Genomic DNA, 18,425 nt, shown 5'->3' on the forward strand with positions numbered 1-18,425 from the left:
TCCCTTTTCCTATATTAACTTGCGCTTAAGCGGCAATAGAGTCTTCCTGAGCCTCTAGTACCCCTTTAATCGTTGCAGCCAAGGTTTCGAAACGAGCACGCAGTGGAGAGCCCGGACGATAAACTAAAACAATGCTGCGAGAAGGCGTTGGATTAATCGCAGGGACATAACAGACACCATCCTTCTTCTTCTCATGCGGTACAGATAACTGTGGTAATAACGTGATACCTGCGCCCGCCGCAACCATATTACGTAATGTTTCTAGACTAGTGGCTTTAAAGCGCTCGTCATCTTTTGCTCCTGCAGCAAAGCAAAAACCAAGTGCTTGGTCGCGTAGGCAGTGACCATCTCCTAGCGCCAAAACGGTTCGACCATTAAGATCCAACATGTCTATATGGTCTAAACCAGCCCATTCGTGATCGCAAGGTACAGCAACACTCAACGGCTCGTTATAGACCTCAATCTCTTTAAACGGAGCTGTTTCATCAACTGACGCTAGTACAAGGCAATCAAGCTTACCTTCTTCCAACTGACGTACCAGTTGGTGGGTTTGAGCCTCATGTAAAAACAGTTCTAACTCAGGAAACTCTTCTTTCAGTCGAGGGACTATTTTTGGCAATAGGTAAGGACCAACGGTTGGAATAAAGCCAATATGCATTGGACCGGTCATCGCACCGCTTTGACCGCTCGCCATATCTTTGAAAGTTTTCACTTCACTTAAGATGCGTTTTGCTTGCTCCACCAATTGCAAACCAGAATCAGTAAACAGCACTCGACGGCTGCTCCTTTCTAGTAAGGCTGTACCAAGCTCGTCTTCCAGTTTTCGAATCTGGCCACTTAAAGTTGGTTGGCTAACAAAACAGGCTTCTGCTGCTTTTCGAAAATGCTTGTGCTCCGCAAGCGCCACCAAGTACTCAAAATCTCGGATATTCATACGTACGATTCGCTTCTTGTTTGGCGATAGAAATAATCTATCAAAACCATAGCATTAAACGATTAGAGCTATCAAAGTTTTTTTTCAATAATGAGCTCAACAAAACGAAACTGAGCGACAAATAACGCTAAGCTCGAAAACGAATTATTTCATAAATTTAAAAAGGAAATCATCATGTTTGCATCAAAAGAAGGTCAAGCTGTACCACAAGTTACTTTTCCTGTTCGTAAAGGTGACGCATGGGTGAACGTAACCACGGATGAACTGTTTAAAGACAGAACGGTTATCGTATTCAGCTTGCCAGGTGCGTTTACTCCAACCTGTTCGTCAAGCCACCTACCTCGTTACAACGAGTTATTCTCAGTATTTAAAGAGCATGGTGTGGATGAGATTCTATGTGTATCAGTAAACGACACGTTTGTAATGAATGCATGGAAAGCTGACCAAGAAGCTGAAAACATCACTTTCATCCCAGATGGTAACGGTGAGTTCACAGATGGCATGGGTATGCTAGTAGACAAAAACGACATAGGCTTCGGCAAGCGTTCATGGCGTTACAGCATGCTAGTGAAAAACGGTGTGGTTGAGAAAATGTTTATTGAACCAAACGAACCAGGCGACCCGTTCAAAGTTTCTGATGCAGACACAATGATGAACTACGTAGCACCTGAGTACAAAACTCAAGAATCGATCACTGTGTTCACTAAACCAGGTTGCCCTTTCTGCATGAAAGCGAAACAAAATCTGATTGACCACGGTCTTCAATATGAAGAAGTGATTTTGGGTAAAGACGCAACAACAGTCAGTCTACGTGCAATTTCGGGTCGTACGACGGTTCCTCAAGTGTTCATCGGTGGTAAACACATCGGTGGTAGCGAAGAATTAGAAGCTTACCTAGGTTAATAATTTGCCTAATGGGCTTGGGTTGGCAATTTAGCTGTCCAGAACTCAGCCCTCAGTCTCCCGGAGCATCCCTCGCCCGGGAGACTACCCCCTCAATCACTTCCTATGCTTAGTCTTGATCACTGCTCTTCTTCGGACTATCAAGATTAATGAACTCAAATTCACTCTTCTAAACTTAGTCATCTCAACTCAGTTTGGACAAAACGAGAATCCATTATGAAACAGTTAAATGTTGACGTAGCAATCATTGGTGGTGGTACAGCAGGTCTTGGTGCATACCGCGCAGCAAAAGCACACACAGACAGTGTTATGATGATCGAAGGTGGTCCTTACGGCACAACATGTGCTCGTGTAGGTTGTATGCCCTCAAAACTTTTGATCGCTGCTGCAGAAAGCGTACATCAAATCGAGAAAGCACCAGGTTTCGGCGTGCACCCACAAGGCGAGATTTACATTAACGGTCGTGAAGTAATGGATCGAGTAAAGCGTGAACGTGACCGCTTTGTTGGCTTTGTGTTGGAAGGAGTCAATGAGATCCCTGCTGAAGATAAAGTTTCAGGCTATGCCAAGTTTATTGATGACAATACGCTAGTCGTTAATGACCACACCCAGATCACCGCAAAACGCATTGTGATCGCAACAGGCTCACGTCCAGCATACCCAGCGGTATGGAATGAGCTCGGCGATCGCCTAGTCATTAACGATGATGTATTCGATTGGGATAACTTGCCAGAATCCGTTGCAGTATTTGGTCCAGGTGTCATTGGTCTTGAATTGGGTCAAGCGCTGCATCGTTTAGGAGTGAATGTGAAGCTATTTGGTCTTGGTGGTCAAGTAGGACCATTGACGGACCCTGAAGTGATGGCGTACGCCGATAAAGCATTCAAAGAAGAGTTTTACCTTGATGCCGATGTAAAAATCGAAAGCATGAAACGTATTGCTTCGCCAAAAAATAACGGTGAAGATAAGGTCGAAATTCAGTTCATCAACCACGATGGTGAACTAGAAACCTTTATTGTCGATTACGTATTGGCAGCAACAGGTCGTCGCCCGAATGTGGATAAGCTCGCGATTGAAAACACCAGTGTTGCATTAGATGAGCGCGGCGTACCAACGGCGGATCACTATACATTGCAAACTTCGGTAGAGAGCATCTTCATCGCAGGTGATGCAAGTAACCAAATTCCACTGCTTCATGAAGCGGCAGACCAAGGTCGTATTGCCGGTGATAACGCTGGCCGCTTTCCTGATATTCGTGCAGGTTTGCGCCGCTCGCCTATTTCTGCTGTATTCTCTGATCCACAAATTGCCATGGTTGGTGAAACCTTTAAGCAATTGGAAGCACGTTTAGGCACCTGCGGCTGTTTCACAACCGGAGAGGTCTCGTTTGAAAGCCAAGGTCGCTCACGAGTGATGCTACGCAATAAAGGCATATTGCATGTGTACGGAGAACAAGGCACCGGACGCTTCTTGGGCGCAGAAATGATGGGACCAAACGCCGAGCACTTAGCCCACCTGCTCGCTTGGGCACATCAAAATAAAATGACAGTTTCAGCAATGTTGGATATGCCGTTTTACCACCCAGTAATTGAAGAAGGCGTTCGTACCGCACTGCGAGATTTGAATGCAAAACTTCACTTAGGTCCAGAGACAATCAAGCACTGCCTAGACTGTGGTCCTGGTTGTTAATCCTGCCCTCATTATCCTTAACATCGATAAACAAAAAGCCTCGTCATAGACGAGGCTTTCTTCTTTCAGCTTTATCAATTCAAGAATCAATAGAGCTGTGGTTATGCAGTCATCATTGCATAGCGACTCACCAACACAATGGCTGTTAATCCAATCGTGAAAAAGCTACCCGCTAAACCAAGTGCTACTTTAAGTTCTGTCGACATTATTATTTTTCCTATTGTCAGGCTGACAGCGCACCATACATCAATTACGTGCTACACAATTTTGACCAAGCTAATTTTTCATTTTTGGTTTGATAAGCGAGACTAAGAAACCAAGCAAAAACACTATCAAACAGGAGTTGAGGTTATAATCAGAAGCAAATAGATAGTTTGGGTAGAACAATGACTTGTCGAAGTTGCCAAGAGCATTGGTTTTGGAAAAAAATCGGGCGTTGCCAGCGATGCATGGATCAACTTACCGTGCTCTCTGTCTTATGTTGGATCGTATGGTGGTTTGCATTTAAAGATGATCCACAAAGCATCGAGTCGATCGCACTGATCTTTGCGGGCTTTGCGTTTAATGGTCTGCTGTTTTTACACCTCTGGATGCGCTTCGTTATTCTGCCGTGGCAGCGCCGCCATAGAAAACAAAATAAAGATGATCATCATCCAGATGACAGATAGAAAAAAGCCCCAAAACCAATACCGGTCTTGGGGCTCTCTTAGATTCTTCTAAGAAAAAGCAGTGGTACTTTAATAGACCGGGCTTCCTCTCAAAGGTTCCAAATTTTTTTCTGATTTTTTTAGTATTTTCTTAAATACTAATAGAATCATTAACCTAGGCTACGTTACTTTTCTGGATCAATTGTTCGAACAAGTTGATCTCCAGTGCAACTTCATCACATGCATGCTGACGTGGGCACTGATCGCAATCTTTCAGTACTTTCTCTGGCAGCAATGACTTCGACGTTGGCAAGAAGCTTTGCTTCATAAAGAACTCTGGCGTACGTGTCAGCACAAAGACTTTCTTAATAGCCATCTGGCGCGCCTTCTCAACCAGATAGTTCACAATCGCACTGCCCTGCCCTTGACCTTGCCAACCCGCTTCAATACCTAAAGAGCGAATCTCTGCTAAGCCTGAGTCATAGACATACAAAGACGCACAACCAGTGACTTCTCCGTGGTGCTCGGCAACCGCGAAAGAACCAATGTCACGTACCAACTCATTACGTGAGCGTGGTAGATTCTCACCCATATTTGCCCAGTACGCCACCATGCCTTCCAGTGTCTCAATATCCGTCAGACGTGCTGGACGTACTTTGACTGCTGAAGTGTCACGTTGAGATAGACGCTTGTCTGCTTGGTCGACAGCATAAGCCACTTGCTGCGGCGACACGCCACCAAGCGCACAACGTTTCTCAAGGCATGAATCGATGGTCAAGATGTCATACACATCCGCCTCAATCACTTCAGAGAAAGATTTCAATTCTTCAATCGACAACTCTTCTAACGCACAGCCTTTGGCAATTGCACCAACCACAGCAACACCGACGATATGGTGCGCTTCACGGAATGGGATGCCTTTCGCCACTAGGTAATCCGCCAGCTCAGTTGAGTTTGCGTAACCTTGCTTCGCCGCTTCTAACGTACGCTCGCCATTAACTTTAATGCCATCGAAACACAATGCTGCCATTTCCATACAGTCATTCCATGTATCAAGCGCATCGAACAGACCTTCTTTGTCTTCTTGCATGTCTTTGTTGTAAGCCAGTGGCAGCGCTTTCACCGTCATCATCATGCCAGCAAGCGCGCCGTATACACGACCTGTCTTACCACGAATAAGCTCTAATGCATCTGGGTTTTTCTTTTGCGGCATCAACGAAGAACCTGAAGTCACGGTATCGGCTAGTTCAATAAAGTTGGACTCACCCGAGTTGTAGAAGATCATGTCTTCTGCCAAGCGAGATAGGTGCAACATTGAAATAGATGCCACAGACATCAGTTCCATCACATGGTCACGGTCAGAAACCGAGTCTAGCGAGTTACGTGTCGCACGGTGGAAACCAAGGTTGTGAGCCAGCTCTTCACGGTCGATAGGGTAAGCGGTCCCCGCAAGCGCACCCGAGCCGAGTGGACACGTATCCAAACGCTTTAGCGCATCGTTCAGACGTGAGTAATCACGCTCAAACATTTCAACATAAGCCAAGCACCAGTGAGCAAACGTCACAGGCTGAGCACGTTGTAAGTGCGTATAACCAGGAAGAACAGTACCTTGATGCTGCTTAGCAACACCAACCATTTGAGTTTGTAGGCGATCAAGTGCAATCAACAGTTGTTGACCTTGCTGACGACACCAAAGCTTGAGATCGGTTGCAACTTGGTCGTTACGAGAACGTCCCGTGTGTAGCTTTTTACCTAGGTCACCAACTTTATTGATCAGTTGCTGCTCGACCCAAGAGTGGATATCTTCAGCGTCTGAACGTAAGATTTGATGTGGGTCTTCCATCACTTCAAGCTTGAGTTCATTTAGTGCTAGCTCAAGCTTTTGTTGTTCATCTGCAGATAACACGTCAACAGACAGCAATGCTTTAGACCACGCAATTGAGCCTACGATATCTTGCTCGGCCAATCGGTAATCGAAACGCAACGAATCGTTGAAGTCTTTAAATCTGGTATCTGCCGCTTGGGTAAATCTTCCGCCCCATAATGCCATTGCGTCTCTCCTGATGACTATTGCTTACGCTAACGTGTTATTCATTAAGTGTTGACCGAATCGGTGGTCATTTGCTCACTTTTTCTTATGCCTCAACGTTACGATAATCGTAGACAAAAATAAAGTAGAAATTCAATATTTTTACATATTTATTCATGGCTATTTTATCTTTATGCCAATAAGGTCAGCAAAAACCAAAAAGACCTGCCAATAGTGGCAGGTCTCTTATCTTATAAGGCGTTAAATTGGCTTATTTTTTCTGGCTGTTCAGCGCACGAATACGGCTGGATAGCGAGTACAGACGGATAAAGCCTTCAGCATGGCTTTGGTCATAAACTTCATCTTCACCAAAAGTAGCAAACTCTTCAGAGTACAAACTGTTATCCGAACGTTTTTGCGTTACCGTTGCGTGACCTTTGTAAAGCTTCACAACCACTTCGCCATTCACGTCTTGCGCGAGCTCTTCAGAAGCCGCAAGAATAGACTTGCACAGCGGCGTGAACCAACGACCATCATAAACAAGGTGTGATGCTTTCAGACCAAGCTCCTCGCGGAATTCAAATGACGCTTTATCCAGCACCAGTTGCTCTACCGCACGCAGTGCTTCCATCATGATGGTGCCCCCCGGAGTTTCGTAGCAACCACGAGACTTCATTCCCACTAGACGGTTTTCGACAATATCGATACGACCAACACCGTGCTTCGCACCTTTTTCGTTTAGGTAAACCAACGCGTTATATGGTGTCATCACTTCACCGTCTACCTCAACAACTTCACCTTTCGCTACTTTCAGCGTCACGGTTTCTGCTTCATTCGGTGCTTGCTCTGGGTCTACAGTCCAAGCCCAGCAATCTTCATTTGGCGCGTTCCATGTATCTTCTAGAACGCCACCTTCAGTAGAAATGTGCCATGCGTTCGCATCACGCGAGTAAATCTTAGTAAGAGATGCTGAACAAGGAATGTTACGCTCTGCTAGGTAATCTAAGCACTCTTCACGGCTCACTAGATCCCATTCACGCCAAGGCGCAATAACATGCAGATCTGGTGCTAGTGCTGCAAATGCACCTTCAAAACGTACTTGGTCATTACCTTTACCTGTACAACCATGGCACAGAGCGTCTGCGCCCACTTTACGTGCAACTTCAACCTGCGCTTTGGCAATGATTGGACGCGCCATTGATGTACCTAGTAAGTATTTACCTTCGTAGTAAGCACCGGTTTTTAGCGTAGGGTAAATGTAATCCGCTACCATTTCTTCTTTCAGATCAGCGATGTAACATTCAGAAGCACCAGAAGCTTTTGCTTTCGCTTCAATACCTTCTAGCTCCTCTGCACCTTGACCAACATCGGCAACGAAAGCTACTACTTCACAGTCGTAGTTCTCTTTTAGCCACGGGATGATTACTGAAGTATCTAGACCGCCTGAGTATGCGACTACCACTTTATTTACGTTCACTTTGCTCATGTTTTTTCTCCAAACTTAACTGGCGCTGCTCTCGGCGGTCAGTGCCAACCACTTCCTAATGTTCAATTCTTTAACTGGTTTGCTTCTGCTCTATTGCGGCAGAAATTGCGTTCCGATACTTTCACCCGCGAATAGCTGGTTCAGTTTCTCTGGGTAACGCCATGTCGCGACTTCGATAGGACGACCAAGATCATTGGCGGCCTCCAAAGCGGCTTTAACTTTGACGATCATGCCGTCGGTGATCACTTGCCCTTTGATCAATGCATCGGCTTCTTGCTCAGATAGCGTTTTGATCAAATGCCCTTTGCCATCGAGTACACCGCTCACATCAGACAGAAGCACTAACTCCGCATCCAATGCTCCGGCCACAGCAACCGCAGCTTGGTCAGCATTCACATTCATCATCTGACCTTTTTCAGTCAGACCAATTGAGCTGATGATCGGCAGTGCACCTGCGTTTAGCACCGCTTGTAATAGGGTTGAATCACCCGGTGATGCTTTGCCTACAGCGCCTAGCTCTGGGTCAAGTTCTTCAACATGACATAACCCACCATCAGCGAGACTAAGACCCACTGCATTCAGACCATCCGCAATCGCTTGACCTTGAAGCAATTTGTTTGCTGTGCCTGCAAGCGCGCCTGCAATCACAGGAATTTGCTCATAAGGCGTCACGCGAAGACCGTTTTTCTTTACGGTTTCAAGCTGAAGCTTTGCCATCAACTCATCAACTAGGTAGCCACCGCCATGAACGATGGCGATTTGTCGCTGTGCCGACTTTTGGTAAGCCGCAATGGCGCCAAACAGTTGGCTTAAGGTTTGAGTGCAAGATAGAGCTGCACCACCGAGCTTAATGACTAAAGGAGCTTGATTGGTTTGCGTCATCGCATTTCCCTCTTTCAACGACTACAGCAACGCTGTCAGTTCTGGGTAACCGTAATGAATATTGAGACATTGCATCGCTTGACTCGATGCACCTTTAAGTAGGTTGTCGATCGCCGAAATCACAATGATGTGTTCGCCTTGTACCTTCCATCCGATATCACAGAAAGGGGTATTTTCGACATCCTGAATACGTGGAATACCGTCACCTTTAAGGCGAACCGCTGGCATGCCTTGGTAAGCTTGTTCAAACGCTTGTACCACTTGTGCTTCCGTCACACCTTGTGCCAATTTCATCGTGATAGTGGCAAGAATGCCGCGTTTGAAGTTGCCTAGGTGTGGAGTAAAAATCACATCGCAACCTAAATGCTGAGCAATCTCTGGTTGATGACGATGGTTAAAGACACCGTAAGGTTGCAAGCTCACTTCGCAGAAGCTGTTAACCATGGAAGCTTTACGCCCTGCACCTGATACACCACTGGTTGCGTTAATCACAGGCCATTGGTTGGTATCCAGTAATGCGTGTTCTAATAAAGGTTTGATTGCAAGCTGTGAAGCGGTTGGGTAGCAACCTGCCACTGCAATCAAAGGAGTGGTTTTTATTGATTCTTGGTTCCACTCTGCTAAGCCGTATGCTGCTTTATCTAGCCAGTTGTTATATTGATGTTCGAAGCCATAAAAGGTGTCGTAGAAGCCTTCGCTTTTCACACGAAATGCACCAGATAAATCGAATACCTGACATCCCGCCTCTAAGAAGATAGGAGCTAAGTCATGGCTCACTTCATGTGCCGTTGCCAGAAAGACCACATCAGACACTTGAGCAACTTGCTCAGGGTCAGTCAGTGGTGAAACTGGCATATCAATCACACCCGCTAGCTTGCCGTGCAATTGAGCAATATTCTTTCCTGCATCTACGCTATTGGCGGAAACGTATAAACCTGATAGCGTGAGTTCAGGGTGTTTGTTGACCATTAAAGCCAACTCTGCGCCGGTGTAGCCGCTGGCTCCGATAATCGTGGTTTTTAGCATTACATGACATCCATATACTTAAGGCTCAAAATGACTATTCATATTTAATTTTTGCTTTATTTTGATTTTTTATTCATTAAATATGATTTAATATGTGTTTTACATTTTTGTGCTCTGTCTGTCAATAGGAGAATTGAAGAATCCATGCAATTACCAAGTTTTCTAGAGGTCTATGAAGGACTGATCAGTACCTCTTCGATCAGCTCAACCGATCCAAGTTGGGATCAAGGCAATGCCAAAGTGATCGAGAAGCTAGCTTCTTGGTTTAAAGATCTTGGCTTCAGTGTTGAAGTGATCGAAGTGGAGCCAGGCAAACACAATATGATTGCACGTATGGGTGAAGGTGAAGGCGGTCTACTTCTCGCAGGTCACAGCGACACAGTGCCGTTTGATGAAGGACGTTGGAGTTTTGACCCACATAAGCTGACCGAAAAAGACAACCGCTTTTACGGTTTGGGTACTGCTGATATGAAAGGCTTCTTTGCCTTTATTTATGAAGCGGTAAAGAAAATCGACTGGAGTAAGCAAACCAAGCCGCTTTATGTATTGGCGACCTGTGATGAAGAAACCACCATGCTAGGTGCCCGTCATTTCACTGAGAATGCGCCTTTTAAGCCGGATTACTGCATCATTGGCGAACCCACCAGCCTCGTACCAATTCGAGGTCATAAAGGGCATGTGGCAAATGCCATTCGCGTAACAGGCAAGTCCGGTCATTCGTCTGATCCTGCGCTCGGCGTCAACGCAATTGAAATAATGCATGAAGTCATGTTTGCCATGATGCAACTGCGCGACAAATTGGTTAAAGAGTATCACCATCCGGGTTTTGCTATTCCAAGCCCTACCCTAAACCTTGGTCATATCCATGGTGGTGACAGCGCAAACCGTATTTGCGGTTGCTGTGAACTGCATTATGACGTTCGTCCTCTTCCTGGTATTAGCCTTGATGGTTTAGAGAACATGCTGCGCGGAGCATTGAAAGAAGTCGAGGCGAAATGGCCAGGGCGATTAGAAATTATTCCCTTGCACGAGCCAATTCCGGGTTACGAATGTCAACACGATCACCCATTTATTGGTGGTGTTGAAGAGATCTGTCAAACCAGCTCAGAAACCGTCAACTACTGTACTGAAGCGCCATTTCTGCAGCAACTGTGTCCAACCTTAGTTCTAGGTCCCGGTTCAATTGATCAAGCTCATCAACCAGATGAGTTCCTCTCTTTCGACTTTATCGACCCAACCATCGACGTGTTATCACGTGCGATGGTGAAATATTGTTGTTAGTCGCATTCTGTACTTTCCTCACAATGCAGCTCGATTGAGCTGCATTTTGTTATCTTCGCCACTATTCTTCTAGCACGCTATATCCTTCTTTAAGCGGCAATTTTGTAATTAATTTTCACTTCGAGTGGCATAAGCTGACCTAATTTTGCTCTAAATCAGGTCAGCAGCGGAATAATTGCAAACTTACTCTGCTTTATTTGACTAGAACTGGTTATTTTCGCTAGATTGGAGTCTTAACAAGGACAATGGATGTAGTTTTTTTACGAGGCAGGATGACAATGAACGAGAAATACGCCGCACTTAAAAGCAATGTGCGCATGTTGGGCCACCTTCTGGGTAACACGATTCGTGATGCTCATGGCGAAGAAATCTTCGAGAAAGTGGAAACCATTCGTAAATTATCCAAATCGGCTCAAGCTGGAAATAACGCTGACAGAGAAAGCTTAATAGAAGAAATTAAAAGCTTACCAGATGAGCAATTGACGCCCGTGACCCGCGCGTTCAACCAATTTCTAAACCTGACCAATATTGCTGAGCAATACCACACCATTTCACGCCATTGTGAAGAGCATATCTGCGAACCTGACGCAATTAACTCGCTGTTCTCAAAACTAGTGCAAAATGATGTGAGTAAGCTAGACACGGCACAAGCGGTTCGCGATCTAAATATTGAATTAGTTCTGACAGCGCACCCAACCGAAATCACTCGTCGCACTATGATCAACAAGCTTGTAAAGATCAACGAGTGTCTATCTAAGCTAGAGCTGAGCGACCTCTCTTTCAAAGAGCGTAAGAAAACTGAACGCCGTCTTGAGCAACTTATCGTTCAAAGCTGGCACTCTGACGTTATTCGTCAACAGCGCCCGACACCGCTTGATGAAGCCAAATGGGGCTTTGCTGTAGTAGAAAACTCACTATGGGAAGCCGTACCTGACTTCTTACGTGAAATGAACGACCGTCTAAAATCATACCTTGGCGAAGGTCTACCGATTGATGCTCGCCCTGTGCACTTCTCATCTTGGATGGGTGGTGACCGCGACGGTAACCCATTTGTAACTCACAGCGTAACTCGTGAAGTACTGCTTCTGTCTCGCTGGAAAGCGGCAGACCTATACCTCAACGACATCAACGAACTGATCAGCGAACTGTCAATGACAGTGTGTAACGACAAAGTTCGAGAGCTTGCGGGTGAAGATCAACACGAACCATACCGTGCGATCCTTAAACAGCTGCGTTCGCTACTGAACGAAACAAAAGACATTCTCGACGCAAAAGTTCACGGTCAGAAACTGGCAGTCAAAGCGCCGCTACAAAAAGTAGAGCAGCTTTGGGAACCACTTTACGCGTGTTACCAATCACTAAACGAATGTGGCATGGGCGTGATTGCTAACGGCTCACTGCTGGATACGCTACGCCGTGTTAAAGCATTCGGTATCCACCTAGTTCGTCTCGATATCCGTCAAGAAAGTACGCGTCATGCCGACGTTCTATCTGAACTGACTCGTTACCTAGGTATTGGTGACTACGAACAGTGGAGCGAGCAAGATAAGGTAGCTTTCCTAACTAACGAGCTCGCATCTAAGCGCCCTCTTCTGCCTCGTGACTGGGAACCATCGGAACCAGTTAAAGAGGTTTTGGATACCTGTAAGATTGTTGCAACACAACCTCGCGAAGCATTCGGTGCTTACGTTATCTCAATGGCGCGTACCGCTTCTGACGTACTTGCCGTACACCTACTACTTCAAGAAGCAGGTTGCCCTTACCGCATGGACGTGTGTCCTCTGTTCGAAACCCTAGACGATTTGAACAACGCAGAAGCGGTAATCAAGCAGCTGATGGGTATCGACCTATACCGCGGCTTTATCCAAAACCACCAAATGGTGATGATCGGCTACTCTGACTCTGCAAAAGACGCAGGCGTAATGTCAGCAGGTTGGGCGCAATACCATGCGATGGACTCACTGGTTAAGGTTGCAGAAGAAGAAGGCGTAGAACTCACACTATTCCACGGTCGTGGCGGTACAATTGGTCGTGGTGGTGCGCCAGCACATGCTGCACTACTGTCTCAACCACCTAAGAGTTTGAAAGGTGGTCTGCGTGTAACAGAGCAAGGCGAAATGATCCGCTTTAAGTTGGGTCTACCTGATGTTGCAGTTAATAGCTTCAACCTGTACGCGAGTGCAATCCTTGAAGCAAACCTACTGCCGCCACCAGAGCCTAAGCAAGAGTGGCGTGACCTAATGGACGTCTTGTCAGAAGTAAGCTGCGAAGCATACCGTAGTGTCGTTCGTGGCGAGCCAGATTTCGTGCCTTACTTCCGCCAAGCAACACCGGAGCTTGAGCTAGGTAAACTGCCACTTGGTTCACGACCAGCGAAACGTAATCCAAACGGTGGCGTAGAAAGCTTGCGTGCGATTCCATGGATCTTCTCTTGGAGCCAAAACCGCTTGGTTCTGCCAGCATGGTTAGGCGCAGGTGAGGCTATTCAGTACTCTGTAGACAAAGGTCATCAGGCGCTACTGGAAGAGATGTGTCGTGAATGGCCGTTCTTCTCTACTCGTCTAGGCATGCTTGAGATGGTGTACACCAAGTGCAACATGGAAATCTCTCGCTACTATGATCAACGCCTAGTGGAGAATCAACTTCTACCATTAGGTGATCGACTACGTGAGCAACTCCAGCGTGATATCAAGTCGGTACTAAACGTAGAGAACAACGAGAACCTAATGCAAAGCGACCCTTGGGGTCTAGAATCTATTCGCCTACGTAACATCTACGTTGAGCCATTGAACATGCTTCAAGCCGAGTTGCTATACCGAACTCGTCAAACTGAAGAAGCTTCTGCCAATTTAGAAGAAGCATTGATGGTGACGATTGCAGGTATTGCAGCAGGCATGCGTAATACAGGTTAATCTGATTACATAAAGTTGACTAAAAGGCTGAGCGAAATCTCAGCCTTTATTGTTATTTACTAATCACTTCCACTATTCGAACAATACCGACCTAGATTATTAATCCAAATAGAAAACAAAAAGTCTCTACACAACAAGATATTTCACTACCAAAAAACACTATTGAGTATTTTATTAGTTTTTTTGGGTAATTTTGTCCTACTATTCCACTTCATGCTTATTATTTATATACTACTTGCCTGCTGGAAGCTCACAAGTCCAATCAAATAGGCTCCAGCTCGGTGGAAACACCATCACTCTAGGTGATAAACGGCTTTAAGGTGACAGGACCAACATTGTTGGTGCTATCTACACATAAAAAACTCAAGCGTCATTAAGAACGCAAATGAAAGTGTAGCTAGCTTGTTTACAAGTTTATTGACCATTTGGATTGAAGACATGTCATTACCACACGTAATTCTAACTGTACTTAGCACTCGCGACGCTACCGGTTACGACATCACTAAAGAATTCTCAGCTAGCATCGGTTACTTCTGGAAAGCAAGCCATCAACAAGTTTATCGTGAACTTAACAAGATGGCTGAGAAAGAGCTGGTTACTTGCGTACTAGAACCTCAAGAAGGCAAACCAGATCGTAAGGTTTACTCAATCACTGACGCAGGTCGTAGCGCATTGGGCGAGTGGTTCGATCAACCAACTGCACACCCAACTGTACGTGACGAATTCTCTGCTAAGCTAATGGCTTGTGCCGTGCAGCCAGCAGCACCGTACCGTGACCAGCTTTCTGAACTTGTAGAAGAGTCTCGTAAGCTCGTTTCTCACTACAAAGAAATCGAAGCAGCGTACTACGCAACGCCATCAACACTAGACAAGCAAGCACGTCTTGAGCGTCTAACACTTCGTCGTAACCTAATGCTACGTGAAGCTTGGATTAACTGGGCAGAAGAAGTACTAACAGAACTTGAAGTGATCGGCTAATTCGTCACTTTAAATGAAACGAAAAAGGCTTGCCGATGGGCAAGCCTTTTGTTTATCTGGGGAAGGCGCATTAAGCCCCTACTGCAACTTGTGGACGAACACCTAGAGTGTGGCAAAGTGCATAAGTCATCTCTGCACGGTTCAATGTGTAGAAGTGAAAATCTTTTACACCTTCACGGCTTAATACACGAACCATATCAATTGCTTGGCTTGCACCAACCAGCTGACGCGTCACGGGATCATCATCCAAACCTTCAAACTGCTTGCTCATCCAACCTGGTACTTTCACATTATTCTGCGCCGCAAAGCGAGATGCTTGTTTGAAGTTCGATACTGGCAAGATACCCGGCACAATTTCGACATCAATACCAGCCGCTACACAACGGTCACGGAAGCGCAGGTAAGACTCCACATCAAAGAAGAACTGAGTAATCGCGCGGTTTGCACCTGCGTCAACTTTACGCTTTAGATTCAGCAGATCCGATTGAGCACTTTTCGCTTCAGGGTGAACTTCTGGGAATGCCGCTACTGAGATATCGAAATCGTGGCGCGCTTTAAGCAGTTCTACCAAATCCGATGCGTACATATCTGGCGCACCACCCCCCGGTGGAATATCACCACGTAGCGCTACGATGTTTTTGATACCGTTATTCCAGTAATCGTCAGCAATGTCGATCAATTCATCACGAGTTGCGTCGATACACGTAAGGTGAGGCGCAGCCACAAGACCTGTTGCCGCTTTGATTTCTTTAATGATCGAGTGGGTTCTGTCACGCTCGCCTGAGTTTGCGCCGTATGTGACAGAAACGAATTTTGGTTGAAGAGTTTTAAGACGATGCACTGAGTTCCACAGTGTTTCTTCCATCTTCTCACTGCTTGGTGGAAAAAACTCAAATGAGACGTTGATGTTGTCTGATAGTTCAGCGATATTCTGGTTTAAGGCATCGATGTGCCCTGCATGCGTGTATCCCATCTTACTCTCCCTGTGGCAACTCCACCACGAAATCAAAATTCCTCAAATCGACGTTTAGACGTCTATATGTCTACAGAATGTATTGAATGCGATTTAATGTCAACCTTGTGATTATGAATTTTTCTCAAGTTCATAATGAGGATAGTTCAAGTTCCTTTATGACCAATCCCTAGCCGAACTTCCCAATTCAGTATGGCATTATCTAAATAATAAAAAACCCCGGAGATAGTCCGAGGTTTTGTTGTCGTTCGCAAAAATTGTTTCGGTGAAATTTAAAACAAACCAGCTAGGCGATTAAGGTCAGATTGAATCGCACCAGCCGTGACTTCACGACCAGCACCTGGACCTCGAATAACCAATGGATTGTCTTTGTACCACTTACTCTCAATAGCAAAGATATTGTCACACGGTAGTAAGTTTGCCAGTGCATGTTCACGTGATAATGCTTCAACACCCACCGTTGCTTTGCCATTACGCTCTAAACGCGCGACATAACGCAATACTTGGTCATTTTTCTGAGCCTTGGTTAGACGCTCTTGTAGAATCTCACTTAGAATATCACCTTGGTCAAAGAATGCGTCTAGACTCAGTTCTCGCAACTCTTCTGGTACAAGTGATTCCACTTTCACACTCTCTGGTTCAATACTCAAACCAGATTCACGAGCCAAGATAACCAACTTACGCATCACGTCAGAGCCATCTAAATCAGAGCGAGGGTCAGGCTCTGTCAAACCTTGTTGCCATGCCAAATCGACCAGTTCAGCAAACGGCACTGAGCCATCAAACTGCTGGAATAACCAAGATAGCGTACCGGAGAAAATACCCGATAGTGCGACGACATCATCACCGCTTTCACGCAAGTCTCGAACAGTATGGTTGATCGGTAACCCTGCACCAACCGTAGCGTTGTAAAGCCAATGACGACCAATTTTAGCAAAGGCGTCTTGTACTTGGTGGTAATATTGACTGTCCGCCGAGCCTGCCACTTTGTTCGCTGAAATCAAGTGAATACCTTGCTGCGCAATTTCCACATAACGTGTCGCCAACTCTTTACTCGCCGTGACATCAAGTACGACTGCTTCATCGAAGTTTTGTATCGCGCCGAGCTTCGTCAACCAGTTGCCATCATTCTCGATGCTTTCATCATCAAAGCGCTGAGCAACTGTTGCTGCATCAATCCCGTTTTCATCAAACCAATACGTTTGACTATCAACAACCGCTACTAAATCAAAGCTCATACCATGGCGTTTTTCGAGCTCTTCTTTTTGCTCTGCAAACAGCGATAACCAACTTGAGCCAATGTTACCTTTACCACACAACGCAACCGCTACACGCTTTTGGGCTTGAAACAACTGACTATGAATGCATTGTACCAACTCTTCAACTTCTGCACGGCGTAGTACTGCTACCAAGCTCAAACCTGATTCCGTCTCTGAAATAAACTCAACAGGCGCATGCTTAAGTTGTTGATAGAAGCCAAAACAGTGATTTGCATTTTTCGTCACACCGGCACCAACAGCCGCTAAAAGTGAGTAACCCTCTTTAAGCTTGATTTCTGCTTCAACGGCTAACTCTTGTAGATAAGTTAATGCACCGCCAGCAATCTCTGCGGTATACGCCAAACGCAAAGTTTGCTGATCTTGTTGTGCTTCAAATGCTAATGGTTCCAATTGAGCACGCTTTAAAGCTTGCAGAACTTCTTTCTGCGCTCTCTCAAAATCATGACCATGGATAAAAGACAGTTGAACCAACAACACTTCATCAAGAGACGTAATGATTTTAGCACCGCGACCTGAAGCCAATACGCGCTCAATACGCGTTGAGCCTGATTCAGGTTGATAGCTGCATTTGAGGTTCAAATCCATCGTGCTTTGAGCAACTGGCTGTAGCGTACGACTGTGCAGCACTGGCGCAGCCAAACGCGCAAGTTCACTCGCCTCATCTAAACGCAGCAGCGGCAACAAGCAAGCATCCGACACTAAACGTGGGTCTGCACTGTAAACGCCAGCAACATCACTCCAGATGGTCACTGTGTTTACCTCAGCCAATGCACCAATCACCGTTGCTGAATAGTCTGAGCCGTTACGCCCCAACAGTACTGTTTCACCCACTTCATTTTGCGCCATAAAGCCTGTAATGATGACACGCTTGTGGCTATGTTGAGTTAACGCCTCTTTGATGAGTGCATAAGAGCGAGCTCGGTCGACTTCTGGCTGCGTTCCAGCTTCTGCGCGTAAAAAGGCGCGAGAATCTTGCGCTACCGCTGGAAGATCCTGTTGTGATAACAGTGCAGCCAGTAAGCGTGACGACCATACTTCACCATGCCCAAGCACTGCTGCTTTTTGCGCTTCTGTAAGTGGCGCAGTTAACTCAGCTAAGGTACTGAATTCATCTTGAAGAGAAGCAAGCACTTGCGTTTGCGCTTCTCCTTCTAATAAAGCTTCAACTAACTCCGTCTGGAACAGTCGCAAGTTTTGTAGCGCTTCGTGTGCGATGCGACCGTCTTTATCCAGCCCTTCTAAAAATTCGATCAAGCGGTTAGTGGTTTTCCCTGCAGCCGATACCACCACCAAATCATTTTCTGCTGAATACTCTTTAAGAATACCCACCACACGTTGGTAACATTCTGGGTTCGCTAAGCTGCTACCACCAAATTTATGCAGCTGACGTTGTACAGTCATGACC

At 45.9% G+C, this 18,425-nt stretch carries 13 protein-coding genes; 6 read left to right on the forward strand and 7 right to left on the reverse strand.

Annotation, left to right across the window (positions count from 1 at the left end):
• Nucleotides 1-25: 25 nt before the first annotated feature.
• Complete coding sequence (oxyR, locus tag J4N44_RS15185; RefSeq protein WP_005451495.1) at nucleotides 26-934, reverse strand: DNA-binding transcriptional regulator OxyR; 909 nt, start codon at nucleotides 932-934, stop codon at nucleotides 26-28.
• A 174-nt stretch (nucleotides 935-1,108) separates the two neighbouring features.
• On the opposite strand from oxyR, the gene J4N44_RS15190 reads away from it, so the two are divergent.
• From J4N44_RS15190 to J4N44_RS15200, 3 genes are all read left to right on the forward strand, one after another.
• Entirely contained in the window at nucleotides 1,109-1,837 is a 729-nt protein-coding gene (locus J4N44_RS15190; RefSeq protein ID WP_005451494.1) for a redoxin family protein, read from the forward strand.
• A gap of 216 nt (nucleotides 1,838-2,053) precedes the next feature.
• On the forward strand, nucleotides 2,054-3,526 hold the full coding sequence (locus J4N44_RS15195; RefSeq protein ID WP_252044616.1) for a dihydrolipoyl dehydrogenase: 1,473 nt from the start codon (nucleotides 2,054-2,056) through the stop codon (nucleotides 3,524-3,526).
• Between the two features lie 386 nt (nucleotides 3,527-3,912).
• Complete coding sequence (locus tag J4N44_RS15200) at nucleotides 3,913-4,194, forward strand: DUF3624 domain-containing protein (protein WP_026000384.1); 282 nt, start codon at nucleotides 3,913-3,915, stop codon at nucleotides 4,192-4,194.
• Between the two features lie 154 nt (nucleotides 4,195-4,348).
• On the opposite strand, the gene argH is transcribed toward J4N44_RS15200, so the two are convergent.
• The 4 genes from argH to argC form a co-directional block, all read right to left on the reverse strand.
• Complete coding sequence (gene argH / locus J4N44_RS15205) at nucleotides 4,349-6,223, reverse strand: argininosuccinate lyase (RefSeq protein ID WP_005432701.1); 1,875 nt, start codon at nucleotides 6,221-6,223, stop codon at nucleotides 4,349-4,351.
• Nucleotides 6,224-6,473: 250 nt separating this feature from the next.
• Entirely contained in the window at nucleotides 6,474-7,688 is a 1,215-nt protein-coding gene (locus J4N44_RS15210) for an argininosuccinate synthase (RefSeq protein WP_252044617.1), read from the reverse strand.
• A 90-nt stretch (nucleotides 7,689-7,778) separates the two neighbouring features.
• Nucleotides 7,779-8,570 (reverse strand): acetylglutamate kinase, encoded by a 792-nt coding sequence (gene argB, locus J4N44_RS15215; RefSeq protein ID WP_009697558.1) that lies wholly within the window; start codon nucleotides 8,568-8,570, stop codon nucleotides 7,779-7,781.
• A gap of 21 nt (nucleotides 8,571-8,591) precedes the next feature.
• Nucleotides 8,592-9,596 carry an N-acetyl-gamma-glutamyl-phosphate reductase gene (argC, locus tag J4N44_RS15220; protein ID WP_252044618.1) on the reverse strand — a complete coding sequence of 335 codons (1,005 nt, stop codon included), beginning with the start codon at nucleotides 9,594-9,596 and terminating at the stop codon, nucleotides 8,592-8,594.
• Between the two features lie 144 nt (nucleotides 9,597-9,740).
• Here argC and argE point away from each other — a divergent pair, with 144 nt between their 5' ends.
• The 3 genes from argE (at nucleotide 9,741) to J4N44_RS15235 (ending at nucleotide 14,767) form a co-directional block, all read left to right on the forward strand.
• Complete coding sequence (gene argE, locus J4N44_RS15225; RefSeq protein WP_017190923.1) at nucleotides 9,741-10,877, forward strand: acetylornithine deacetylase; 1,137 nt, start codon at nucleotides 9,741-9,743, stop codon at nucleotides 10,875-10,877.
• A 278-nt stretch (nucleotides 10,878-11,155) separates the two neighbouring features.
• Nucleotides 11,156-13,789, forward strand: coding sequence for a phosphoenolpyruvate carboxylase (gene ppc / locus J4N44_RS15230; RefSeq protein WP_252044619.1), 2,634 nt, complete (start codon nucleotides 11,156-11,158; stop codon nucleotides 13,787-13,789).
• 438 nt (nucleotides 13,790-14,227) lie between these two features.
• Nucleotides 14,228-14,767, forward strand: coding sequence for a PadR family transcriptional regulator (locus tag J4N44_RS15235; RefSeq protein WP_005451477.1), 540 nt, complete (start codon nucleotides 14,228-14,230; stop codon nucleotides 14,765-14,767).
• 70 nt (nucleotides 14,768-14,837) lie between these two features.
• Here J4N44_RS15235 and metF read toward each other — a convergent pair whose 3' ends face one another.
• Together metF and J4N44_RS15245 are read right to left on the reverse strand one after the other, a co-directional pair.
• Nucleotides 14,838-15,740, reverse strand: coding sequence for a methylenetetrahydrofolate reductase (gene metF / locus J4N44_RS15240; protein ID WP_005432740.1), 903 nt, complete (start codon nucleotides 15,738-15,740; stop codon nucleotides 14,838-14,840).
• A gap of 272 nt (nucleotides 15,741-16,012) precedes the next feature.
• Nucleotides 16,013-18,421: a bifunctional aspartate kinase/homoserine dehydrogenase II gene (locus J4N44_RS15245; protein ID WP_017190926.1), complete on the reverse strand. Its 2,409-nt coding sequence runs from the start codon at nucleotides 18,419-18,421 to the stop codon at nucleotides 16,013-16,015.
• Between the last annotated feature and the right edge of the window lie 4 nt (nucleotides 18,422-18,425).

It is taken from the genome of Vibrio sp. SCSIO 43155 (assembly GCF_023716605.1).
Lineage (GTDB): Bacteria > Pseudomonadota > Gammaproteobacteria > Enterobacterales > Vibrionaceae > Vibrio > Vibrio harveyi.

Coding starts and splice junctions, on each gene's coding strand:
- oxyR (WP_005451495.1), bottom strand. CDS start 934: ATGAATATCCGAGATTTTGAGTACTTGGTGGCGCTTGCGGAGCACAAG.
- J4N44_RS15190 (WP_005451494.1), top strand. CDS start 1,109: ATGTTTGCATCAAAAGAAGGTCAAGCTGTACCACAAGTTACTTTTCCT.
- J4N44_RS15195 (WP_252044616.1), top strand. CDS start 2,054: ATGAAACAGTTAAATGTTGACGTAGCAATCATTGGTGGTGGTACAGCA.
- J4N44_RS15200 (WP_026000384.1), top strand. CDS start 3,913: ATGACTTGTCGAAGTTGCCAAGAGCATTGGTTTTGGAAAAAAATCGGG.
- argH (WP_005432701.1), bottom strand. CDS start 6,223: ATGGCATTATGGGGCGGAAGATTTACCCAAGCGGCAGATACCAGATTT.
- J4N44_RS15210 (WP_252044617.1), bottom strand. CDS start 7,688: ATGAGCAAAGTGAACGTAAATAAAGTGGTAGTCGCATACTCAGGCGGT.
- argB (WP_009697558.1), bottom strand. CDS start 8,570: ATGACGCAAACCAATCAAGCTCCTTTAGTCATTAAGCTCGGTGGTGCA.
- argC (WP_252044618.1), bottom strand. CDS start 9,596: ATGCTAAAAACCACGATTATCGGAGCCAGCGGCTACACCGGCGCAGAG.
- argE (WP_017190923.1), top strand. CDS start 9,741: ATGCAATTACCAAGTTTTCTAGAGGTCTATGAAGGACTGATCAGTACC.
- ppc (WP_252044619.1), top strand. CDS start 11,156: ATGAACGAGAAATACGCCGCACTTAAAAGCAATGTGCGCATGTTGGGC.
- J4N44_RS15235 (WP_005451477.1), top strand. CDS start 14,228: ATGTCATTACCACACGTAATTCTAACTGTACTTAGCACTCGCGACGCT.
- metF (WP_005432740.1), bottom strand. CDS start 15,740: ATGGGATACACGCATGCAGGGCACATCGATGCCTTAAACCAGAATATC.
- J4N44_RS15245 (WP_017190926.1), bottom strand. CDS start 18,421: ATGACTGTACAACGTCAGCTGCATAAATTTGGTGGTAGCAGCTTAGCG.